At 55.1% G+C, this 22,542-nt stretch carries 18 protein-coding genes and 1 pseudogene; 14 read left to right on the top strand and 5 right to left on the bottom strand.

Annotated features, from left to right (window positions below; translation table 11 throughout):
- Positions 1–135: 135 nt before the first annotated feature.
- The 5 genes from ACT3T6_RS11805 to ACT3T6_RS11785 all read right to left on the bottom strand — a co-directional run bounded on the left by ACT3T6_RS11805 (position 136) and on the right by ACT3T6_RS11785 (position 4,953).
- Complete coding sequence (locus tag ACT3T6_RS11805) at positions 136–1,128, bottom strand: branched-chain amino acid ABC transporter permease (RefSeq protein WP_193054116.1); 993 nt, start codon at positions 1,126–1,128, stop codon at positions 136–138.
- A gap of 2 nt (positions 1,129–1,130) precedes the next feature.
- Positions 1,131–2,018, bottom strand: coding sequence for a branched-chain amino acid ABC transporter permease (locus tag ACT3T6_RS11800; protein ID WP_172116433.1), 888 nt, complete (start codon positions 2,016–2,018; stop codon positions 1,131–1,133).
- Positions 2,019–2,095: 77 nt separating this feature from the next.
- On the bottom strand, positions 2,096–3,319 hold the full coding sequence (locus tag ACT3T6_RS11795; RefSeq protein WP_172116432.1) for an ABC transporter substrate-binding protein: 1,224 nt from the start codon (positions 3,317–3,319) through the stop codon (positions 2,096–2,098).
- A 51-nt stretch (positions 3,320–3,370) separates the two neighbouring features.
- Entirely contained in the window at positions 3,371–4,135 is a 765-nt protein-coding gene (locus tag ACT3T6_RS11790) for an ABC transporter ATP-binding protein (protein WP_226911986.1), read from the bottom strand.
- Positions 4,132–4,953: an ABC transporter ATP-binding protein gene (locus ACT3T6_RS11785; protein WP_172116431.1), complete on the bottom strand. Its 822-nt coding sequence runs from the start codon at positions 4,951–4,953 to the stop codon at positions 4,132–4,134. The genes ACT3T6_RS11790 and ACT3T6_RS11785 overlap by 4 nt, the downstream gene beginning before the upstream one ends.
- 359 nt (positions 4,954–5,312) lie before the next feature.
- Between ACT3T6_RS11785 and ACT3T6_RS11780 the strand changes: the two genes are divergently transcribed.
- The 14 genes and pseudogenes from ACT3T6_RS11780 (at position 5,313) to ACT3T6_RS11715 (ending at position 22,443) form a co-directional block, all read left to right on the top strand.
- Positions 5,313–5,738, top strand: a complete 426-nt coding sequence (locus ACT3T6_RS11780; RefSeq protein ID WP_172116430.1) for a MerR family transcriptional regulator — start codon at positions 5,313–5,315, stop codon at positions 5,736–5,738.
- An 86-nt stretch (positions 5,739–5,824) separates the two neighbouring features.
- Positions 5,825–6,994 carry an isovaleryl-CoA dehydrogenase gene (locus ACT3T6_RS11775; protein ID WP_193054115.1) on the top strand — a complete coding sequence of 390 codons (1,170 nt, stop codon included), beginning with the start codon at positions 5,825–5,827 and terminating at the stop codon, positions 6,992–6,994.
- Between the two features lie 9 nt (positions 6,995–7,003).
- Positions 7,004–8,611, top strand: a complete 1,608-nt coding sequence (locus ACT3T6_RS11770) for a carboxyl transferase domain-containing protein (protein WP_193054114.1) — start codon at positions 7,004–7,006, stop codon at positions 8,609–8,611.
- Between the two features lie 10 nt (positions 8,612–8,621).
- Positions 8,622–9,446 (top strand): enoyl-CoA hydratase/isomerase family protein, encoded by an 825-nt coding sequence (locus ACT3T6_RS11765; RefSeq protein WP_193054113.1) that lies wholly within the window; start codon positions 8,622–8,624, stop codon positions 9,444–9,446.
- The gene (locus ACT3T6_RS11760; RefSeq protein WP_193054112.1) at positions 9,443–11,533 is read left to right on the top strand and encodes an acetyl/propionyl/methylcrotonyl-CoA carboxylase subunit alpha; all 2,091 of its coding nucleotides are present in this window, start codon (positions 9,443–9,445) and stop codon (positions 11,531–11,533) included. The genes ACT3T6_RS11765 and ACT3T6_RS11760 overlap by 4 nt, the downstream gene beginning before the upstream one ends.
- An 11-nt stretch (positions 11,534–11,544) precedes the next feature.
- The gene (locus ACT3T6_RS11755; RefSeq protein ID WP_193054111.1) at positions 11,545–12,468 is read left to right on the top strand and encodes a hydroxymethylglutaryl-CoA lyase; all 924 of its coding nucleotides are present in this window, start codon (positions 11,545–11,547) and stop codon (positions 12,466–12,468) included.
- Between the two features lie 53 nt (positions 12,469–12,521).
- Entirely contained in the window at positions 12,522–14,246 is a 1,725-nt protein-coding gene (locus ACT3T6_RS11750) for an AMP-binding protein (RefSeq protein ID WP_193054110.1), read from the top strand.
- 2 nt (positions 14,247–14,248) lie between these two features.
- On the top strand, positions 14,249–15,067 hold the full coding sequence (locus tag ACT3T6_RS11745; RefSeq protein WP_193054164.1) for a class I SAM-dependent methyltransferase: 819 nt from the start codon (positions 14,249–14,251) through the stop codon (positions 15,065–15,067).
- A gap of 175 nt (positions 15,068–15,242) precedes the next feature.
- The gene (locus ACT3T6_RS11740) at positions 15,243–15,815 is read left to right on the top strand and encodes a hypothetical protein (protein ID WP_193054109.1); all 573 of its coding nucleotides are present in this window, start codon (positions 15,243–15,245) and stop codon (positions 15,813–15,815) included.
- 188 nt (positions 15,816–16,003) lie between these two features.
- Positions 16,004–18,013: pseudogene (locus ACT3T6_RS11735) on the top strand (type VI secretion system Vgr family protein); the annotation flags it as partial.
- A 1,145-nt stretch (positions 18,014–19,158) separates the two neighbouring features.
- On the top strand, positions 19,159–19,914 hold the full coding sequence (locus tag ACT3T6_RS11730) for an ankyrin repeat domain-containing protein (RefSeq protein ID WP_193054941.1): 756 nt from the start codon (positions 19,159–19,161) through the stop codon (positions 19,912–19,914).
- Positions 19,915–20,002: 88 nt separating this feature from the next.
- Positions 20,003–20,755 carry an ankyrin repeat domain-containing protein gene (locus ACT3T6_RS11725; RefSeq protein WP_193054940.1) on the top strand — a complete coding sequence of 251 codons (753 nt, stop codon included), beginning with the start codon at positions 20,003–20,005 and terminating at the stop codon, positions 20,753–20,755.
- An 88-nt stretch (positions 20,756–20,843) separates the two neighbouring features.
- The gene (locus ACT3T6_RS11720; protein ID WP_193054939.1) at positions 20,844–21,599 is read left to right on the top strand and encodes an ankyrin repeat domain-containing protein; all 756 of its coding nucleotides are present in this window, start codon (positions 20,844–20,846) and stop codon (positions 21,597–21,599) included.
- 88 nt (positions 21,600–21,687) lie between these two features.
- Positions 21,688–22,443 (top strand): ankyrin repeat domain-containing protein, encoded by a 756-nt coding sequence (locus ACT3T6_RS11715; RefSeq protein ID WP_193054938.1) that lies wholly within the window; start codon positions 21,688–21,690, stop codon positions 22,441–22,443.
- Positions 22,444–22,542: the final 99 nt, after the last annotated feature.

Raw genomic sequence — 22,542 nt, 5'->3', positions numbered from 1 at the left:
AGTGCTGCGCAACCATTTGGCGCCCACGACCTTCGGTGTAGAGTGGCGCGTTTACATGTACAAAAAAGGCACCTCAAGGGCGCCCTATTCAAAGGCCTGCTCAACCAAAACAGCGCGGCTTTACACCGCCTGAAGTTACTTGAAGTTTTTACGATACATATTGCTAAGCGCCCCCACGATACCGCTTCGAAAGCTTAGTACGCAGACCACAAAGATCAGCCCCAGCAACACGCTCACCCAGTTACCCAGCGGCGACTGGGACAGAATATGCTGCAAGCTGACAACCAGCCCGGCGCCCATGACCGGCCCCAGCAATGTGCCCACCCCGCCTAACAGCGTCATCAGGATGACCTCGCCCGACATATGCCAGTGAGCATCGGTAAGGGACGCCAACTGGAACACCACAGTTTTGGTTGAACCGGCAAGCCCCGCCAACGCCGCAGAGATAACAAATGCCACCAGCTTATAGGCATCCACGTTGTAACCCAGCGAAATGGCCCGCGGCTCGTTCTCACGAATGGCTTTAAGTACTTGGCCAAACGGAGAATGCACGGTGCGCTGGATAAGCGCATACCCAAACAGAAAAACCGCAAACACGAAGTAGTACATCGTCAGGTTATTGCTCAGGCTAATAAACCCAAACAGATAGCCCCGCGGCACGCCGTGCAGGCCATCTTCCCCACCGGTAAACGGTGCCTGGATAAACACAAAGAACATCAGTTGCGCCAGCGCCAGCGTCACCATGGCAAAGTAGATGCCCTGGCGGCGAATAGATAACACGCCGAACAGCACGCCTAGCAGTGTTGCCACTAGCGTACCGGCAATAATTCCAAGCTCAGGAGTAAGCCCCGGGTAGCTTGCCAGCAAATACCCCGTTACATAGCCACCGGTTGCCAAAAACGCCGCATGGCCAAACGACAGCAATCCTGCGTAACCCAGTAGCAGGTTGAAGGCGCAGGCAAACAGCGCAAAGCAGAGTATTTTCATCAAGAAAACGGGGTAAGCCAAAAACGGCGCCACCAATCCCACCACTATCAGTGCAATATAGAAGAGCGTGCGACGCTGGCTGGCCCGGCGCTGGCGTTTTGCCACCACGGAAGGCGCTTTCAAGGTGTGTGATTCGGTCATAGCTATGCCTCCTTCCCAAACAGCCCAGCTGGGCGCAACATGAGCACTAAAATCATCACCAGGAAAATCACCGTGTTGGCAGCTTCCGGATAGTAGACCTTGGTTAACCCTTCAATAATGCCCATCCCCAGCCCGGTGAGAATAGCGCCTAGAATCGACCCCATCCCACCGATAACGACCACGGCAAACACCACAATCAAAAGACTTGACCCCATGGTCGGCGAAACCGGATAAAGCGGTGCCGCCAATACCCCGGCAAATGCCGCCAGCCCTACGCCAAAGCCATAGGTAAGAGTGATCAACAGCGGCACATTGACGCCGAATGCCTGCATCAGCTGCGAGTTCTCGGTACCCGCGCGCAAGTAGGCGCCTAGCCGAGTGCGCTCGATCATAAACCAGGTAAACAGGCACATGCTGAGCGCGGCCACCAAGACCCATGCTCGGTATGTGGGCAGGAACATAAAGCCCAGATCCAACCCTCCCTGGAGTATCTCAGGCGTCGCATAGCGGGCACCTGACACGCCAAAGAAGTTAACCAGCGTGCCCTCAAAAATAAGCGCCAGCCCGAAGGTTAATAAAAGCCCGTATAGGTGATCCAAATGGGCAATACGGCGTAGTAGAAAACGTTCTACCAGCATGCCTAGCCCACCAATCACCAGCGGCACCAGAATCAGCGCCAGCCAGTAGTTAATCCCCAGATAGCGAAACCCCAAAAGGGCCGTAAATGCGCCCAGCATGTACTGGGCACCATGCGCAAAGTTGACGATTTTTAAAAGGCCAAAAATGACGGCAAGCCCCAGGCTTAACAGTGCGTAAAACGCACCGTTGACCAGCCCCAGGGTAAGCTGCCCCATGAACACCGCCATGGGCACACCGAATATCATCGTCATAGCACGAATCTCCTCGCCGCTTAAGCCGCCTTACCCGGCGACCAAGCGGTAACGCTTAATAATGACCAAGTCGGGGCTTAGTTCTGTACCAGTTTGCACTGGCTTTCAGACAGCGGGCGGTAGGCTTCTTCGGCAGGAATGGTGCTGAGGATTTCGTAAAGATCCCACTCACCGGTGGACTCTTCCGGGGTTTTCACCTGCGCCAGGTACATATCGTGCACCATGCGACCATCTTCGCGGATGCGACCGTTACGGGCGAAGAAGTCATTGATGGGCGCTTCAGCCATCTGGGCACGCACGGTTTCAGGGTCATCGGTACCCGCCGCTTCCACCGCTTTCAGGTAATGCATGGTGCTCGAATAGATACCCGCCTGCACCATGGTGGGCATGCGGCCAACTTCTTCAAAGTAGCGCTCAGACCACTCGCGAGCCTGGTCGTCCATATCCCAGTACCAGCCGGTGGTTAACAGCAGGCTTTGGGTGGCTTCAAGGCCCAGCGCATGCACGTCATTCAAAAATATCAGCAGGCCCGCCAGCTGTTGGCCGCTTTGCGTCAAACCAAACTGGCTGGCGGTGGTAATCGCGTTAACCGTATCTGCGCCGGCATTGGCCAGGCCGACAATTTTGGCGCCAGAACCCTGAGCCTGGAGAATATACGAGGAGAAATCGTTGGTAGGGAATGGATGACGAACACCGTCCACAATTTCACCGCCGTTGGCTTCCACTACACTGGTGACATCCGCTTCCAGCGCATGGCCGAACGCATAATCAGCGGTGAGCAAGAACCAGCTGTCGCCGCCCTGTTCAACGACCGCTTTCGCGGTACCGTTGGCCAGCGGGTAGGTATCGTAAACCCAGTGGATATGGTTGGGCGTGCAGTGTTCGTTGGTAACGCTTGAGGCGGCGGAACCCGACACAAGGCCCAGGCTATTGTTCTCTTCGAGCACTTTGGTAACGGCAATAGTGACGGAGGATGCCACCAGACCCGCCACCATATCCACGTTGCGCTGGTCGATCCATTCACGCACCGTATTGGCACCGACGTCTGCGCTGTTACGGTCGTCGGCGCTGAATACCACAATGGGCGAGCCATTAACACTGCCGCCGAAGTCTTCAATCGCCATCTCAAGCGCCGCTAAGCCACCGGGGCCGGCCAGGTCGCGGTAGGTCCCCGACATATCGGCCAAGTAGCCAATCCGTACTTCGCCGTCACTGATCTCGGCCTGCGCTGTCGCTATTGCCATACTGGAGGCAGCTGCTACGGCAATGCTGGCAGCCAATGTTTTTTTCATCAACGTCATGTTCGTCTCCTGGCCCTTCGGCCTTTGTTGTTGTGTTGCGACGTAACCTGGTTATACCCCTAACATCGAATTGAGATGCTCCCGCCGCGCGGGCAACTGTGCCGCGCTAATCTCTTCTACAATCTGGCCGTGATCCATCACAAAGTGGCGGTCGGCAAGCGGTGCGGCAAAGCGGAAGTTCTGTTCTACCAGCACAATGGTCATTCCCTGGGCCTTGAGCAGCACCAACACCTCGCCAAGTTTTTGCACAATGACCGGTGCCAGCCCTTCGGTAATTTCATCCAGCAGCAAAAGGCGTGCGCCGGTACGTAAAATGCGCGCCATGGCCAGCATCTGCTGCTCGCCGCCGGAAAGCCGCGTTCCCTGACTTTTGCGCCGTTCATACAAGTTGGGAAACATGGCATAAATATCGTCCAGGCTCATGCCGCCCGAGCTGACCGTGGGCGGCAGCAGTAGGTTTTCATGAACATCCAGGCTTGAGAAAATCCCCCGCTCCTCAGGGCAATAGCCAATACCCAGGCGAGGAATATGGTGTGGCTTCATCGCCAGCGTTTCCTGGCCATTAATGACGATAGAGCCAGTCCGCCGCCCTACCATGTTCATAATGGCCTTGAGTGTGGTGCTTCGCCCGGCGCCGTTGCGGCCTAACAGGGTGACAAGCTCGCCCTGCTTTACGTCAACATTCACCCCGTGAAGAATGTGCGATTCGCCATAAAAGGCGTGTAGGTCTTTTATCCTAAGTATCTCGCGTGACTGCGCGTGGGTGCTGGGCGTGGCGGCTTGCGTATCAACGGTTGCGGCATCGGCAATACTCATGCGCTGGCCCTCTCTTGTTCAGCGGCGTCACTGCCCATATACGCCTCACGCACCAGTGGATTACGCGACACGCTTTGATAATCGCCTTCGGCAAGTACAGCGCCTCGAGCAAGCACCGTGATTTGATCGCACAGGCGGCTCACCACGCTCAGGTTGTGCTCGACCATCAGGACCGTCCGCCCTTTGGAAACGCGTTTGATCAGCGCCACGATGCGGTCAACGTCTTCAGCGCCCATGCCCTGGGTTGGCTCATCCAGCAGCATCATCACAGGGTCTAGCGCCAGCGTCGTCGCGACTTCCAGCGCCCGTTTGCGCCCGTAGGGCATCTCCACCGTTAACGTGTCGGCATACTCGCGCAGCCCCACTTCTTCAAGCAGTGCCAAGGCACGCTCGTTAAGGTGATCCAGGGATTTTTCCGATTTCCAGAAATGAAAGGATGTGCCGAGCTGGCGCTGAAGCGCAACGCGTACGTTCTCAAGCGCCGTCATATGGGCAAACACCGCAGAAATCTGAAATGAACGCACTAAACCCAGCCGGGCAATCTGGTTGGATTTAAGCGCGGTAATCGGTTTACCGCGATACAGAATCTCGCCCCGCGTTGGCGGAAGAAACTTGGTGAGTAAGTTAAATACGGTGGTCTTACCGGCACCGTTAGGCCCGATTAGGGCATGAATATGGCCTTCCTGAACGCTGAGATTAACGTTATCCACCGCCGTAAAGCCACGGAACGCTTTTGTCAGCCCTCGCGTTTCGAGAACTGGCGCTTGGGAAGTGCTTGTTGTCGAAGTACTGTTTGCGGAAGTACTGTCTGCACTCATAGAGCAATAAGCCTCTTGTTGTTCTTATGCTGAGCGATTCTCGTGCTGACGTTTCACCAGCTCCTTACCGCTTTAATGAGGTAGGTTCGTTATTATTGTTAGCTGGCAATGCATCTTTACCTATACGTAAGGTTTAAGTGCAAACTAGCAATCTCTAGCAGGCAATTACAATTACAACTTTGGTCTACAAAAAATAACGTTAGATGCTAATGAAACAATAAACGATTATTTTACATAGAGTTATAACATGTTATTAAACTATTGACCTAGGCAATGACTTCTTTACGTTAACGTAAACTTGTTTTAGCCTCATCAGCAGTGTTCCATAGGAACAGCCCCTTTTGAAGAGAATTAAACCCATGAGCAAAACCTACTCGATCAGCGAACTGGCCAGCGAGTTTGACGTCACCACCCGTAGCATTCGGTTTTACGAAGATCAGGAACTGCTTCACCCGGCACGACGGGGCCAAACACGCATTTACAGCAGTAAGGATCGAGTACGGCTTAAATTGACCCTACGGGGCAAACGGCTGGGGCTTTCACTAGCGGAGATCCGAGAATTATTTGAGCTTTGGGATGAGACCCGCAGCGGTAGTGAAAAACAGCTGCAGCTTATGTTGAACAAGATCGGCGAGCGCCGGGCAGCGCTTGAACAGCAGATGAAAGATATCACCATGGTACAGCTGGAGCTTGAAAGTGCCGAGATTCGCTGCCGTCAGGCGCTTGAGGAGTTACACGAAAAACAAGCCGATGAAGAACGCAATCAGGCTTCATCGTCTACTTAAGATTTAGTGGCGCCTCATTACCTACCCAACAATCTTTTCAATAAACGGTTTCTAATCAACAATTTCTAATAAACAGGTGATTGACCATGCATTCTCTCTACTCAGAACTGAATTTCGGTCTTGATGACGAAATGAACATGCTGCGCGAGCAGGTCAATGCCTTCGCCGCCAACGAAATTGCCCCACGCGCTGCGGAAATCGACCGCAATAATGAATTCCCCAACGACTTATGGAAGAAGTTTGGCGACATGGGCCTTTTAGGCATCACTGTGTCTGAAGAGGATGGCGGCAGCGGTATGGGCTACCTTGCCCACTGCATCGCCATGGAAGAGATCTCCCGGGCGAGCGCCTCTGTCGCGCTGTCTTACGGTGCGCACTCCAATCTGTGTGTGAACCAGATCAAGCGCAACGCCTCCGCCGAACAGAAGGCCAAGTATCTGCCCAAATTGATCAGCGGCGAGCACGTCGGCGCGCTTGCCATGTCCGAACCCGGCGCTGGCTCCGATGTAGTCTCCATGCAGCTGCGGGCTAAAAAAGTCGGCGACAAATACATTTTAAACGGCAACAAAATGTGGATCACCAACGGCCCCGATGCCGATGTGCTGGTGGTCTACGCCAAGACGGATCCAGACGCTGGCTCCAAAGGTATTACCACTTTCTTGATCGAAAAAGGCATGCCGGGGTTCTCCACGGCGCAGAAGCTCGACAAGCTGGGCATGCGCGGCTCCAACACCTGCGAGTTGGTGTTTCAGGATTGCGAGGTCCCCGCTGAAAACGTGCTGGGTGAAGAAGGCAAAGGTGTGCGCGTACTGATGAGCGGGCTGGACTACGAGCGCACCGTGCTGGCTGCCGGGCCGGTCGGCATTATGCAGGCCGCCATGGATGTCGTGATGCCTTATATCCATGAGCGCAAACAGTTTAATCAGTCGATTGGCGAGTTCCAGCTGGTGCAAGGCAAAGTGGCGGATATGTACACCACGCTGAATGCCTGCCGCGCCTACCTGTATGCCGTCGCGGCCGCGTGTGATCGCGACCAGACCTCGCGCAAGGATGCCGCTGGCGTCATCCTCTACTGCGCCGAAAAAGCCACTCAGGTAGCGCTGGATTCCATTCAACTGTTAGGCGGTAACGGCTATATCAACGAATACCCCACCGGCCGCCTGCTGCGGGACGCGAAGCTGTATGAAATCGGCGCGGGCACCAGTGAAATTCGGCGGATGTTGATTGGCCGCGAACTCTTCACCGAAAGCCAGTAGAGGCGCGCCATGAGCATTCTCAGCACTCAGATTAATCCGCGTAGCGAGCTCTTCCAGACCAATGAGCAGTCAATGCGCGGCGTGGTTACCCAGCTACATGAACTCACCGCCGCCGTTGCCCAGGGCGGCGGCACCAAATCGCGTGAGCGTCATGAGAGCCGTGGCAAGCTGTTTGTGCGTGACCGCATCGATCACCTGATCGACGAAGGCTCGCCCTTTTTAGAATTTTCAGCGCTTGCCGCTCACAAGGTGTATGAAAGCGATGTACCGGCCGCCGGTGTGGTGACCGGCATTGGGCGCGTATCAGGCGTTGAATGCGTGATTGTGGCCAACGATGCCACGGTAAAAGGCGGCACCTACTTTCCGCTGACGGTCAAAAAGCATATTCGCGCCCAGGAAATCGCCCGTAAGCATCGCCTGCCGTGTATTTATCTGGTCGATTCCGGCGGTGCCTTTCTACCCCGTCAGGATGAAGTCTTCCCTGACCGCGACCACTTCGGGCGCATTTTCTATAACCAGGCCATCCTATCGGCCGAAGGCATCCCGCAAATTGCCGTGGTGATGGGTTCCTGCACGGCAGGCGGTGCGTATGTGCCCGCCATGGCCGACGAATCGATCATCGTTAAAGAGCAAGGCACCATCTTTCTGGGCGGCCCGCCGCTCGTCAAAGCAGCCACCGGTGAAAGCATCAGTGCCGAGGCGTTGGGCGGCGCTGATGTGCATGCCAAAGTCAGTGGTGTGGCAGACCATTATGCCGAAAACGATATGCATGCCCTGCAGCTTGCCCGCGCCTGTATCTCGCGTCTGAACTGGCAAAAGCGCGGCAAGCTTGCCATGCAGGCACCCGAGCCGCCCAAGCTCGACCCATTGGAGCTTTACGGCATTGTGGGCACCGACCTTAAAAAGCCCTTTGATGTTCGCGAAGTTATCGGGCGCATCGTCGACAGCTCTGATTTTGATGAATTCAAACGCTACTACGGCGACACCTTAGTCACCGGGTTTGCGCATATTCATGGCCATCCGGTGGGCATTGTGGCCAATAACGGCGTGCTGTTTTCAGAGAGTGCCGTCAAAGGCGCCCACTTTATTGAGCTGTGCGCCCAGCGCAAGATTCCGCTGGTCTTCCTGCAAAACATCACCGGCTTTATGGTGGGTTCCAGGTACGAGCATGAAGGTATCGCCAAGCACGGCGCCAAGCTGGTCACCGCCGTGGCGTGCGCTAAGGTGCCCAAGTTCACCGTGCTGATTGGCGGAAGCTTCGGGGCGGGCAACTACGGTATGTGCGGCCGCGCTTTTGACCCTAACCTGCTATTCATGTGGCCCAATGCGCGTATTTCCGTCATGGGTGGCGAGCAGGCCGCTGGTGTACTGGCCCAGGTTAAGCGCGAGCAGTATGAGCGCGAAGGCAGCGAATGGACTGCCGATGACGAAGAGGCGTTCAAGCAGCCCACCCGCGAACAATATGAGCACCAGGGCCACCCTTACTACGCCAGTGCCCGGCTATGGGATGACGGCGTGATCGACCCGCTACAAACCCGTGATGTGCTGGGTTTAGCGCTGGCCGCGGCCATGAATGCTGAGATTGAAGAGACACGCTTCGGCGTGTTCCGGATGTAAGGGGCCTATCATGACGAATTCAACGTTAACCATGGATGCAGGTGTTGCCCGCTTAACCCTTAATCGTCCGGACGTTCATAACGCCTTTGATGACCAGTTGATTGCCGAGCTGAATGCACACCTCGACAAGCTTCAGCCGCAGATTAAAAGCGGTGAGGTACGCGTGGTGGTGCTGGGCTCTGAAGGCAACAGCTTCTCAGCGGGCGCGGATTTGAACTGGATGAAGCGCATGGTCAACTACGACGTTGACGACAATCTGGCCGATTCGCGCAAACTCGCCACGCTGATGCATGGCCTGGATACGCTGCCCTGCCCCACGCTGTGCCGGGTTCAGGGTGCGGCCTTTGGCGGCGCTGTAGGTTTGGCCGCCTGCTGCGATATCGTTATTGCCTCCGATAAAGCCAGGTTCTGCCTTTCGGAAGTCAAGATTGGCCTCTCGCCTGCAGTTATCAGCCCCTATGTGCAGCGTGCACTCGGCGCACGCCAGATGCGCCGCTACGCGTTGAGCGCTGAAGTCATCGACGCGTCTACGGCGCTCAGCCTGGGCTTGGCCCATCAGGTCGTTGAACACGGCGCACTGGATAGCGCAGTAGATGCCATGCTGGAAACCCTGCTCGCCGGTTCGCCGCAGGCGCAGCAGGCTACCAAAGCGCTGCTCCAAACGGTCAGCCAGTCGCCTGATTGTGACGCCACGCGCGAACAAACCTGCCAGGTAATCGCCAAGCTACGGGTTAGCGAGGAAGGCCAGGAAGGACTGGCTGGATTCTTTGAAAAGCGTCGCCCCGCCTGGGCTGAAACGCCTCTATCCGGCAATGCCAAGGAGCGCCGCTCATGAGCCATCTAACGTCGTCTGAACCTAACCTGCGTACCACGCCCTTTGACACGCTGCTGATCGCCAACCGGGGTGAAATTGCCTGCCGGGTAATGCGCACCGCACGCCGTATGGGGCTTAAAACCGTTGCCGTGTATTCCGATGCCGATGCCAACGCCCGCCATGTGCGTGAAGCCGATGAAGCCATTCGTATTGGCCCTGCCGCCGCGCGCGAAAGTTATCTAAATATCGAAGCGGTGATTGACGCCGCCAAGCGCACCGGCAGTGGCGCCATTCACCCTGGCTACGGCTTTCTTTCGGAAAACGGCGCCTTTGTAAAAGCGCTCGAAGAAGCAGGGATTACCTTTATCGGGCCACCCGCGTCAGCCATTGCCGCCATGGGGGATAAATCGGCCGCCAAGGCGCGTATGGCCAATGCGGATGTACCGCTGGTGCCGGGCTACCACGGCGATAACCAAGACAATGACCTGCTCCGGGCCGAGGCCGATAACATCGGTTACCCGGTCATGCTCAAAGCCAGCGCCGGTGGTGGTGGCAAAGGTATGCGCGTGGTCGAAAAAAGCGAGGCCTTTCAGGCGGCGCTGGAAGGCTGTCGCCGTGAATCCAAGGCCGCCTTCGGCGATGATCGTATGCTGATTGAAAAATACCTGGTGCAGCCACGTCATGTGGAAGTACAGGTGTTTTGTGATCGCCATGGCCACGGCGTGTACCTGTTCGAGCGCGACTGCAGCGTTCAACGCCGCCACCAGAAAGTCCTCGAAGAAGCTCCCGCCCCCGGCATGACGCCGGAACTACGCACAGCGATGGGGAATGCTGCTGTGCGTGCCGCTCAGGAAATTGGCTATGTGGGCGCGGGCACGGTTGAGTTTCTATTGGATGCTTCGCCAGGCCAAGGCGAGGCGTTCTACTTTATGGAGATGAACACCCGCCTGCAGGTCGAGCACCCGGTGACCGAAATGATCACCGGCCAGGATCTGGTTGAATGGCAGTTGCGGGTGGCAATGGGTGAGTCGCTGCCTTGCACGCAGGATCAATTGACGATCACCGGGCATAGCTTTGAAGCACGCCTTTATGCCGAAGACCCTGATCAGGACTTTTTACCCGCCACGGGGCAGCTTACTCGCTTTGCGCTCGATTTAGCGGGTACCGACTTAAAGGCCGAGCAGGTGCGCCTGGATAGCGGTGTGGAAAGCGGTGATACGGTTTCCATGCACTACGACCCCATGCTTGCCAAGCTGATTGTGCATGGCAGTGACCGGGACGCCGCCCTGGCTACGCTTAACCGTGCGCTAGCGGCCCTCGACATACAGGGCGTGGTCACCAACCGGGCTTTCTTGCAGCGCCTGGCGACTCACCCCGCGTTTAAGAACGTAGAGCTGGATACGCGGTTTATCGAGCGCCACGAGGCTACCCTGTTTGCCGCGCACCACTACCAGCCTGAAGACTATGCCAGCGCCGCGTTACTGGCGTTACACCAGCTGGCTCAGGAGTGCGAAAGCAACTCGCCCTGGGATCGTCATGATGGATTTCGGCTTAACGCGCCGCGCACGGTGCGTATTGCCTTGCATGATCCCAAGCATTCTCAGGCATTGGAGGACGCAAGTCCTCTGGTGATTGTAGAAGGTAAACGACACCCCGGTGATCAGGAGTGGCACCTAACCGTTAATGGCGACGCCGTTAATGGGCAAACCTTTAGCGCCAGCCTTCAACCGCTTATCGGCAATGCCGTGGCAATTACCCTTAACGGACACCGCCGCCGCCTGCAGGCCCAGCGCGATGGCAATGTGCTAATCATGGTCGATCCGCAGGGCGAAACCCGCCTTTACTGGCAGCGCATCGATGCGATTGATCACGGCCAGCACGAAGTGCAGGCGAGCTTTACCGCTCCCATGCATGGCACGGTGGTAGCGCTATTGGTTGAAGCCGGGACGAGCGTTGAAAAAGGCATTCCCCTGATGGTTATGGAAGCCATGAAGATGGAACACACCATAACCGCGCCGACTAACGGCCGCGTGGAAGGTTTCCGCTTTCAGGCAGGCGATACCGTTAGCCAGGGCGATGTATTACTCGATTTCGCCCCTGGCGAATAAGGAGCTTTACCATGGCACTGCGCCCATCCAGCCTACCCCAGCGCGTACGCCTGTTCGAAATGGCCCCCCGAGACGGCCTGCAAAACGAGCCGGGGGCCATGGTGCCTACCGCAACTAAAATCGAGCTGATTGAGCGGCTTGCCAATGCCGGTATCCGCCATATTGAAGCGGCAAGCTTTGTATCGCCCAAATGGGTGCCGCAAATGGGCGATGCGGCCGACGTAATGCACGGCATTAAGCGCACTCCCGGCGTGGTTTACTCGGCCCTTACCCCTAATCTCAAGGGGCTTGAAAATGCGTTGGCCGCAGGTGTTGATGAAGTCGCGGTATTTGGCGCGGCCTCTGAGGCGTTTTCGCAGAAGAACATCAACTGCTCGATTGCTGAATCCCTAGAGCGCTTCGAGCCTGTACTCAAGCGTGCCCAGGAAGCCAATGTGCGTGTGCGTGGCTACGTGTCCTGCGTGCTGGGCTGCCCTTATGAAGGCGATATTCCTGCTGAGAAAGTCGCTCAGGTAGCCAAGGCCCTTTATGACATGGGCTGCTATGAAATTTCCCTCGGCGACACCATCGGGGTGGGTACGCCGCTGGCGGCCAAACGAATGATTGAAGCCGTATCCGTGCAGGTGCCGATCGATCAGCTGGCGGCACATTTTCACGACACCTACGGTATGGCTATTGCCAACCTTTACGCGGTGATGGAAGAAGGCATTAGCGTGATTGATGCCGCGACCGGCGGTTTGGGCGGCTGCCCCTATGCCAAAGGTGCCTCCGGCAACGTCGCTACCGAAGACGTGCTCTACCTGCTGGAAGGTTTAGGTATTGAAACGGGGATTGATTTGCAGGCCGTGCTGGATACCGGCAATTGGATTACCCAGGCCCTGGGCCGCAAGCCGACCTCAAACGTTGCCTTGGCCAGAGGCAGACACTCAACCTAACACCAATCAACGCGACCTGTTCGATCAGACAATAAAAAATACGGAGAGACATCATGGCGCTACATGACCCCAGCCTATCTACCCAAGCCCTGCCCAGCTATGCCAGCAGTACCGCTGACAAACCGCTGATTGGCATGACTATCGGCGATAAATTTGACCAAATCGCCGCGCAATATCCCGATAACGACGCTCTGATTGTGCTGCACCAGAACATTCATTGGCGATATCGCGAGCTTCACGAAGAGGTGAACCGCTGCGCCCGCGCGTTGCTTGCCATTGGCGTGAAGTGTGGTGATCGGGTCGGTATGTGGGCGCCTAACTGCAGCGAGTGGACATTAACCCAATTCGCCACCGCCAAAATCGGTGCCATTTTAGTCAACATCAACCCGGCCTACCGCACTCATGAGCTTGAGTATGCACTTAACCAATCCGGCGCGCGCTTTTTGGTCAGCGCGGATAGCTTTAAAAACTCTAACTATCGCGACATGCTCTATGAACTGGCGCCGGAGCTTAAAACCAGTACGGAAGGCGCGCTTAAATCGCTAAAGCTGCCCCAGCTTGAGTGCGTGATTAACTTAAGCGTCGACAAGCATCCCGGCATGTGGCGCTGGTCAGATTTGATGCTGGAGTCGGCCAAGGTTAGCCAAACCGACGTCAACGATCTGCAAAGCACCCTTCAGTTTGATGACCCGATCAATATTCAATACACCTCGGGCACCACTGGCTTTCCGAAAGGCGCCACGCTTTCCCACCACAATATTCTCAATAACGGCTTTTTTGTGGCCGAAAGCATGGGCTTTACCAGCGAAGATCGCTTGGTCATCCCGGTGCCGCTTTATCACTGCTTCGGCATGGTCATGGGCAACCTGGGCTGTATGACCCATGGCGCGGCGATGATTTACCCCGATGAAGGCTTTGACCCCGGCAAAGTACTCAAAGCCGTACACGAACAAAAAGCCACTGCGCTTTATGGCGTGCCCACCATGTTTATCGCCGAGCTGGACCACCCCGAGTTTGCCAACACCGACCTCTCTTCACTGCGTACCGGCATCATGGCAGGCTCGATTTGCCCGGCCGAAATCATGAAACAAGTCATCAACAAGATGAACATGAAGGGCGTACAGATCGCCTACGGAATGACTGAAACCAGCCCGGTCTCTACCCAAACGGGTGCCAATGACACTATTGAAAAGCGGGTTTCCACCGTGGGTCGTACCCAGCCGCACCTGGAAAGCAAAATCGTTGATCCCGGCAATGGTGCCATCTTACCTCGCGGTGAAATCGGCGAGCTGTGTACCCGGGGCTATAGCGTCATGCTTAAATACTGGAACAACGAGCAAGCTACGCGTGAGGCCATCGACGAATCCGGCTGGATGCATACCGGCGACCTGGCCACCATGGATGAAGAGGGTTATATTCAGATCGTAGGGCGCATTAAAGACATGGTGATTCGCGGGGGCGAAAACGTCTACCCCAAAGAAATCGAAGAGTTTCTGTATACCCACCCGGCGATTTCCGATGTGCAGGTCACCGGCGTACCCGACAAAAAGTATGGTGAGGAGTTGGTTGCCTGGGTAAAACCCAACGCCACGGCGGGAGAGATTAGCGGTGAAGATCTACGTGAGTTCTGTAAAGGCAAGATCACCCACTTCAAGATCCCCCGCTACTTTAAATTCGTCGATGAATTCCCCATGACCGTGACCGGCAAAATCCAGAAATTCAAGATGCGCGAAATCTCGATTCAGGAATTGGGGTTGGGCGACGAGTCATCATTGTGACAATGTCTTTAGCGGCGCATTATCAGCAAGGGCTACGCGATGCCGAGGTGCTAGCGCAGATTCAACGCTATTACCCTGCGGGGCCTACTCTGCATCAGTTAGCACCGCTGGACCAACTTCATATAGGCGGCGTAACGGCCTCCGCCCGGCTGCTCGCCCTGCTGGACCCAGCCCTTCATCTACGGGTATTGGATATTGGCTCGGGGCTGGGAGGATTAATGCGCCAAGGGTCGGCGTTAGGTTTTCACATGACCGGCCTGGACATCACCCACCGTTTTAACGCACTTAATAAAACGCTTAGCACGCTGGCATCTTCTCAGAGCGCCTCGCTAAATTGGGTAACCGGTGATGCTTGCGCCCTCCCCTTTGCCGATAACAGCTTTGATGCGCTTGTGTTTCAGCACAGCCTGTTGAACATGCCCAACGTTAACGAGGCACTTACCGAGAGCTACCGTGTACTGCGCCCCGGTGGGCAGTTGGTAATGCACGAAGTCGTTAGCGGCCAAAATGCAGAGGCCTTGCGCTACCCTGTTCCCTGGGCGGCAACGCCCGTTCACTCCTGCCTGCTTAGCCATGAAACGCTCATTGAGCAATTAAGCTGCTGTGGTTTTATTGTCGAGCATAACGTTGACTGGAGTGATAGAGCGCTGGAGTGGCGTGAACGCCAGAGAAGAAAGGAGCAAACGCCCCGGGCATCTGTCTTGTCCCCCCAATGGGTCTTTGGTGAGCGCTTTATAGAAATGGGCAAAAATCTGGTGTTTAACCTCCAAAACCGCGCAATTAATTTGGTAGAAGTTAAAGCCTCTTGCTATGCTGGTTAGGCTTTGTACGAAAACTGCTTGCGCTCGACCATACGGCGTTAAAAATCAGCTCAAAATACTCATTTACTCATGTAAACTCCGTTTTTTCGCTGATTTTTGCCTTGTCTGGCCTTCGCTCAGCGACTTTTCGTACAAACCCTAAGATAACAATCAAGACCAAGGATGAGGAACATCAATGAAACGCTTGGCTGGGGTACTCCTGTACAGCGTTGTTGGTTCAACCCTACCTTTACTCACCGCTACCGCCAATGACACGTTGCCGGTGATCGCGTATGCCTCACCCAACAGTGAACTCCTGCAACTGGACAATGGTGTGGTGCTGGAAGGCAGCGACTTAAGCAGCCTGGACACCTACACATCAGGCTTTCGAGTAACCGCTGGTTTTAGCCCTTGGCAACTCCCTCAATTGGATCTTGGCGCTGAAATCGCCTACCGCGAAAGCGAAGAAGTTCCGATTGCCTCCAGCATGTCACCAATGATTATGGATACGCTTAGTTTAGGCGGTGCCATTGTAGCGGGCGTACGTATGGGCGCTTTTAGCATGTACGCTAAATCTGGCCTGACCGAGTGGCGCGGCGACACCCATGAGCTTCAGGGTGCAGACGAAGGCGGCACCGCCTGGCTTCAAGGCTTTGGTGCCACCATGACGCTTAACCAGATGGTCACGCGCTTGGAATATGAGCGCGTAGATGCGCCGACGCTAAGCCATCTCAATCAACTCAGCGCCTCGCTGCATTTGCCGTTTTAGGGGCGATTGCTCTTTTTATAGGTTGTTTTTCCACAATCCTGATCGTCAATTGCATCTTGAGCTTTGTAAGCCATGTCTTACAACCCTGTAAGAGATCAACGCCACATACCTCTCAGGGGTTGCCCTCTCCACTCATATCGCTACTCTAAGCCGTCTTATACGTAGCGAAGAATCCAGGGAGCGGTGCAATGGCAGATGGTACAGGTCTTCAATTTACTCTTGCCCTGCCCGGGGCAGACGACACCGCCGTTGTCCGCTTTACCCACCGTGAAGCCCTTTCTGAGCCGTTTTCGCTCTCTGTCGAGTTTGCCAGCCGCGCTCACGACCTTTCGCCTGTCAACTGCCTGGATAAGACCGCTACCCTGACTATTTGGCAGGATGGCGAGCCGCTGCGCCGTATTCACGGCATTGTGAGTGAGTTTGCCCAGGGCGGCCGGGGCCATCGGCGCTCGTTTTATCACGTGGTGATTCGCCCGGCGTTGTGGCGGCTTTCTTTACGCCACAATTCGCGTATTTTTCAGAACGCGGCCCCTTACGATGCGATCACAACACTTGCCGACGAGCGTGGCCTGACGGATATCGGCTTTGCCACCACACGTACCCCGCTCGAGCGGGAGTACCTGGTGCAGTACCGGGAAACCGATCTGGCGTTTATCGAACGCCTGGCCGCCGAAGAGGGCTGCTTCTACTTTCACGAGTTCGAAAACGCCGAAGGTGGCACCCACCGGCTGGCGTTTGCCGATGCCACCGTGGTGCTCCCAAGCGTCGGTGAGCGCACCTACCACGGTCGCGCGGGCGGCACGCCGCCCCGGCGCCATCTGCGTAAGCTGCGCCAGGTCAGCCGGGTACGCCCGGCGTCTGCCATGCTCAAGGACTACACCTTTCAAAACCCGGCCTACGCCCAATTGCATGAACATCAGGCGCCGGGGCTAGGTGAGCACGCTCAGCGTGAGGATTACGAACACTTCGACTACCCGGGCCGCTATAAGAAAGATGGCTCCGGCAAGCCGTTTACCCGCCACCGGCTGGAATCCCTGCGCGCCGATGCGTTGGTGGCCGAGGCCGAAAGTGACCTGCCCGAACTGGCACCGGGCCTCTGCTTCACCCTGACCGACCACGACGTGGAGAGCCTCAACCAGGACTGGCAGGTACTGGGTGTAGTGCATGTTGGCGAGCAGCCCCAGGCGCTGGAAGAGGACGGCATGGCGCGCGGTAGCGCGACGTCAGACCAGGCTAGCGAGCAGATGACCCGCTACCACAACAGCATCGAGCTAATGCCCCGGGACCAGACCTGGCGCCCCACGCCCAACCCCAAACCCCGCGTGGACGGCCCCCAGGTGGCGTTTGTGGTCGGCCCGGAAGGCGAGGAAATTTACTGTGACGAACACGGCCGCGTAAAAGTACAGTTCCCCTGGGACCGCTACGCCGAACCCAATGAAACCGCCAGCTGCTGGGTGCGCGTGGCTCAGGGCTGGGCAGGCGGCGGCTACGGCAGTATTGCCATACCGCGCATTGGCCACGAGGTGATCGTTTCCTTTCTGGAAGGCGATCCGGACCAGCCGCTGGTCACCGGGCGTACCTATCACGCGGTGAACACCGCCCCGTACCCGCTGCCCGAGCACAAGACGCGCACGGTCATTCGCACCCAGAGCCACAAGGCCGACGGCTTCAACGAACTGCGCTTTGAAGATGAAGCGGGTGAGGAACAGATCTGGCTCCACGCCCAGAAAGACCTGGAACTGCTGACGCTCAACGACCGCACTGAAGAGATCCGCCGCGATAGCCATCTGAAGCTGCACCGCAATCGCTTGACCGAAATTCACAACGACGACCACCTGACGGTGCATAGCAACCGCCATACGCAGATTAAAGGCGCACAGTACTTCAGCATTGAAGGCTCCCTGCATGTGAACACAGGCCAGGCTTGGCTAAGCGAAAGTGGTCGTGAGCTGCATATAAAATCAGGCCAAAAGGCCGTGCTGGAAGCCAGTGATGAAATCACACTGAAAGCAGGCAGTAGCTTTATCAAACTAGATGCCAGCGGCGTCACCATCGTAGGACCCGAGGTGCGAGTCAATTCGGGGGGTAGCCCAGGCAACGGTAGTGGACAACAGTCAAAAGCGCCCATGAGTCCTGGTGAAACAACCCCTGAGGTAAGCGATGATGCCACCCTGGAACCTCATCAAAGCCCCCTTCTAGAAGACGCCGTAGTCGCTTCAGTGGGTTGGGCAGCCAATCAAGCGCTAAATGAAAACGAGGAGCCTGAAACAAGTTTTAAAGGGAACGAAGAGATTGAAGAAGAGGCCACGCTAGACGCCGCGCTTCACGAAAAAGCTCAACGCTGGCGATGCCGCCAGGGTCAAATAACGGCTGCAAGGGAGCAAGCCTCTGCATTGCCTGAACGTAATGACCAGCGTAGTTCTCTGCTGGCAAGTGCAGCACGCTTTGAACGTAATAATCTGGCCGTCGAACACGCCAGGCTGGCTCAGCATATATATGACCCTAGCCAGCCCCCGCCAGTGGGCTGGGAAGATGTGAGTAATAATGTACAAGTGCTTAAACGAGCAGACATTAGTTCCCTTAAAGAGTTAAAGCCTGATAACAGCGACTTTCGGGCAGGCATGTACGTAGCCAACTCAGAAGTTTTTGGTAACGTATTTGAACCAGCGCTGGTTTTTAAAGGCACTACATCAAGAGAGGATTGGCTCAACAATATTGCCCAAGGACGTGACCAATATTCCGATTATTATAAGCGGGCTGTCGAGCTAGGAGATACAATCAAACGCTCTGGCGCAAAGGTTCATATTACTGGACATTCTTTAGGTGGTGGTACAGCATCAGCTGCTTCGCGTACAAGTGGCATGGATGCTACTACTTTTAATGCTGCTGGCCTGCATCCCAATACTGTTGAACGGTATGGGGGGCCATTGCATACCTCCGCGCAAGAAAATATCACTGCTTATCGAGTTAAAGGCGAGGTTCTGACTTCCTTACAAGAAAACAGGTTGAGCTCAGGTTTCGCCATACCGAACCCTGTAGGATGGATTCACGAAAAACTTGCTGAAAATCTTCCGAACGCTGTTGGAACCCCGCATGAATTACCAGGACGCGGCATCAATCGCATCGACCGCCATAGCATGGCGCAAGTGATTGAAGGGCTTGAAGTGCAAAAGTCTTTCGATCAGCGCAATCTTGCCGAAGCCACTGGACATCACTGCTGATCGGAGGAAACAGTGATATGCGCATTACAGGCCAAAATATACGATCAGGTTTCATATTACTTGTAACACTATTGTTGACCGGTTTAGCTGTAGCTAGCTACCAATCATTCAACGGAGCTTCCATGTCTCGTTCCTATACCGCTACTGACTTCTTTCAGGGCCCTCAGTTAGAAATGGCCGAGGCCATTGAACGCAATGATATGGAAGCCTTGCGCCAAGGAGCCGAGCAAGGCATCGACCTTCACGCCCGCGGCGACAAACAGATCACCTTGATGTGGTTTGCGTTGCTACAGGAGAATACCGACGCCATCCGAACGCTGGTCGAGCTAGGTGTACATCCCAATGAAAGCCCCGTTGAGGGCGGCGGCACGCCTCTTGGCCAGGCTATTCAAAAGACCGACACCAAGTATCTTAAGGCCATGCTGGACGGCGGATTATCATCCAATGATTCAGTGGATAATGAGGGAAACGATACTGACTATCCACTGATTTTTAGTACCATTACGAGTGGTACGCTGGAACATGTAAAATTACTGATTGAGTACGGAGCAGATATAAATTATAGGCTTCACGAAGGAAATGGTAAAAGTGCATTTGATCATAGTACGTTAGGCACAAGACCTGAAATCGCTATTTACTTACTTGAACAGAGCTTAGAGCCGAACATTCGCCTTAGCACAGGTGCTACCACTGCTTGGGGAGTTTATTTAAAAACTCAAGATCTTCAATCTGGGCCTACACGTGACCAATTTATTCAACTACGCGATATGATGATCGAGCGCGGTGTAAAGTTTCCTCCACCTTCGCCTGCTGAAGTACGTGAACAAATGCGTGCCGAGGGTTTAACACCTGTTGTGCCTTTTGGTCATGAGCGTTAGCCGGTACGCTTATGGCCCTATCGTTTTGATAAGCGTGCTCTTGCTGGGCTGCTTCATGTTTGGCTGCCAACCATCCAGCGGCGTTTCCATGACCCGTTCCTATACCGCTACCGATTTCTTTCAGGGCCCCCAATTAGCAATGGCCGAAGCCATTGAACGCAATGATATGGAAGCCTTACGCCAAGGGGCCGAGCGGGGCATCGATCTTCACGCTCGAGGTGATAAACAGATCACCTTGATGTGGTTTGCGCTGCTACAGGAAAATACTGACGCCATTCGAACGCTGGTCGAGCTAGGTGTACATCCTAATGAAAGCCCCGTTGAGGGCGGCGGCACGCCTCTTGGTCAAGCTCTTCGAAAACCCGGCACTGAGTATCTCAAAGCCATGCTGGACGGTGGGTTATCCCCCAATGATTCAGCGGGCAACGATGGCAACGATACAGGCTACCCGCTTATATTTAGAACCCTTACAAGTGGTACGTTGGAGCATATTAAATTACTGGTGGAACGTGGCGCCGACATAAATTACCGACTTAATGATGGAAAGGACAGCAGCCCTTTTGATAGTAGCGCAACAGGCACTAAACCCGAAATCGCCATGTATCTACTTAAACAAGGCGCAGAACCAAACATCCGACTACCTACAGGTGTCACAACAGCTTGGCGAATTCATAATCGTCTTTCAAATCGAAGTGGCCCTGTACGTGAAGGGTTCGCCCAGGTCCGAGATATGATGATCGAACGCGGCGTTGAGTTTCCTCCGCCCTCACCGCTAGAGGTACGTGAGCAAATGCGTGCCGAAGGACTCACACCTGTTGTGCCCAGTGGCCTTGAACGTTAACCATTACGCTTATGGCTCTATCGTTTTGATAAGCCTGCTCTTATTGGGCAGCTTCATGGTTGGCTGCCCACCATCCAGCGGCGTTTTTATGACCCGTTCCTATACCGCTACCGACTTCTTTCAGGGCCCTCAGTTGGAAATGGCCGAAGCCATTGAACGCAATGATATGGAAGCCTTGCGCCAAGGGGCCGAGCACGGCATTGATCTTCACGCTCGAGGTGACAAACAGATCACCTTGATGTGGTTTGCGCTGCTACAGGAAAATACCGACGCTATCCGAACGCTGGTTGAACTAGGTGTGCATCCCAATGAAAGCCCCGTTGAGGGCGGCGGCACGCCTCTTGGTCAAGCTCTTCGAAAACCCGGCACTGAGTATCTCAACGCCATGCTGGACGGCGGGTTATCTCCCAATGATGCAGCGGGTAACGATGGCCGCGATACCGGCTATCCACTTATATTCAGCACCCTTATAAGTGGTACATTGGAGCATATTAAATTACTGGTGGAACGTGGCGCGGACATACATTATCGGCTGGACGATGGAAAAGGCAGCAATCCCTTTGATAGCAGTACACTAGGCACGAAACCTGAAGTAGCCATGTATTTACTTGAGCAGGGCGCTGACCCTACTATCCGTTTAAGCACGGGGGTTACACCAGCTTGGGGCGTTCATTTAAAAATCCAGGATATTCAGCCTGGTCCTATGCGTGACCACTTTATTCAGCTCCGCGATATGATGATCGAACGCGGCGTTGAATTTCCTCCGCCCTCACCGCTAGAGGTACGTGAGCAAATGCGTGCCGAAGGACTCACACCTGTTGTGCCTTTTGGTCATGACCGTTAGCCGGTACGCTTATGGCTCTATCGTTTTGATAAGCGTGCTCTTGTTGGGCAGCTTCACGTTTGGCTACCCACCATCCAACGGCGTTTTTATGACCCGTTCCTATACCGCTACCGACTTCTTTCAGGGCCCCCAATTAGCAATGGCCGAAGCCATTGAACGCAATGATATGGAAGCCTTACGCCAAGGGGTCGAGCGGGGCATCGACCTTCACGCTCGCGGCGACAGGCAAATTACCTTGATGTGGTTTGCGCTACTACAGGAAAATACCGACGCTATCCGAACGCTGGTCGAGCTAGGTGTACATCCCAATGAAAGCCCCGTTGAGGGCGGCGGCACGCCTCTTGGTCAAGCCCTTCGAAAACCAGGCACTGAGTATCTCAACGCCATGCTGGACGGCGGGTTATCTCCCAATGATTCAGCGGGTAACGATGGAAACGATACAGGCTACCCGCTTATATTCAGCACCATTACAAGTGGTACGTTGGAGCATATCAAATTACTGGTGGAACGTGGTGCCGACATACATTACCGGCTAAATGATGGAAAAGGCAGCAGTCCCTTTGATAGCAGTACAACAGGCACTAAACCTGAAATAGCCATGTATTTACTCGAGCAAGGCGCTGATCCTAATATCCGTTTAAGAACGGGGGTTACACCTGCCTGGGGCGTTCATTTAAAAATTCAAGATATTCAGCCTGGCCCTATGCGTGACCAATTTATTCAGCTTCGCGATATGATGATCGAACGTGGCGTTGAATTTCCTCCGCTCTCTCCGATAGAAATGCGCGAGCAAATGCGTGCCGAAGGACTCACACCTGTTATTCCTCGTGGCCATGAGCGTTAACCGGCACGCTTACTGCTCTATCGTTTTGACAAGTGCGCTCTTGTTGGGCAGCTTTATGGTTGGCTGCCCACCATCCGGCGGCGTTTTCATGTCCCGTTC

This window comes from Halomonas sp. 72 (assembly GCF_052379785.1).
Lineage (GTDB): Bacteria > Pseudomonadota > Gammaproteobacteria > Pseudomonadales > Halomonadaceae > Vreelandella > Vreelandella citrativorans.
Note: the sequence above shows the minus strand (reverse complement) of the source record. Positions and strands in the feature narration are given on the sequence as shown.

Bases quoted from the DNA above. Each gene is read 5' to 3' on its own strand.
- ACT3T6_RS11745 (WP_193054164.1), top strand. From the start codon at position 14,249: ATGTCTTTAGCGGCGCATTATCAGCAAGGGCTACGCGATGCCGAGGTG.
- ACT3T6_RS11760 (WP_193054112.1), top strand. From the start codon at position 9,443: ATGAGCCATCTAACGTCGTCTGAACCTAACCTGCGTACCACGCCCTTT.
- ACT3T6_RS11785 (WP_172116431.1), bottom strand. From the start codon at position 4,953: ATGAGTGCAGACAGTACTTCCGCAAACAGTACTTCGACAACAAGCACT.
- ACT3T6_RS11800 (WP_172116433.1), bottom strand. From the start codon at position 2,018: ATGACGATGATATTCGGTGTGCCCATGGCGGTGTTCATGGGGCAGCTT.
- ACT3T6_RS11730 (WP_193054941.1), top strand. From the start codon at position 19,159: ATGTCTCGTTCCTATACCGCTACTGACTTCTTTCAGGGCCCTCAGTTA.
- ACT3T6_RS11775 (WP_193054115.1), top strand. From the start codon at position 5,825: ATGCATTCTCTCTACTCAGAACTGAATTTCGGTCTTGATGACGAAATG.
- ACT3T6_RS11770 (WP_193054114.1), top strand. From the start codon at position 7,004: ATGAGCATTCTCAGCACTCAGATTAATCCGCGTAGCGAGCTCTTCCAG.
- ACT3T6_RS11795 (WP_172116432.1), bottom strand. From the start codon at position 3,319: ATGACGTTGATGAAAAAAACATTGGCTGCCAGCATTGCCGTAGCAGCT.
- ACT3T6_RS11740 (WP_193054109.1), top strand. From the start codon at position 15,243: ATGAAACGCTTGGCTGGGGTACTCCTGTACAGCGTTGTTGGTTCAACC.
- ACT3T6_RS11725 (WP_193054940.1), top strand. From the start codon at position 20,003: ATGACCCGTTCCTATACCGCTACCGATTTCTTTCAGGGCCCCCAATTA.
- ACT3T6_RS11780 (WP_172116430.1), top strand. From the start codon at position 5,313: ATGAGCAAAACCTACTCGATCAGCGAACTGGCCAGCGAGTTTGACGTC.
- ACT3T6_RS11720 (WP_193054939.1), top strand. From the start codon at position 20,844: ATGACCCGTTCCTATACCGCTACCGACTTCTTTCAGGGCCCTCAGTTG.
- ACT3T6_RS11715 (WP_193054938.1), top strand. From the start codon at position 21,688: ATGACCCGTTCCTATACCGCTACCGACTTCTTTCAGGGCCCCCAATTA.
- ACT3T6_RS11755 (WP_193054111.1), top strand. From the start codon at position 11,545: ATGGCACTGCGCCCATCCAGCCTACCCCAGCGCGTACGCCTGTTCGAA.
- ACT3T6_RS11765 (WP_193054113.1), top strand. From the start codon at position 8,622: ATGACGAATTCAACGTTAACCATGGATGCAGGTGTTGCCCGCTTAACC.
- ACT3T6_RS11805 (WP_193054116.1), bottom strand. From the start codon at position 1,128: ATGACCGAATCACACACCTTGAAAGCGCCTTCCGTGGTGGCAAAACGC.
- ACT3T6_RS11750 (WP_193054110.1), top strand. From the start codon at position 12,522: ATGGCGCTACATGACCCCAGCCTATCTACCCAAGCCCTGCCCAGCTAT.
- ACT3T6_RS11790 (WP_226911986.1), bottom strand. From the start codon at position 4,135: ATGAGTATTGCCGATGCCGCAACCGTTGATACGCAAGCCGCCACGCCC.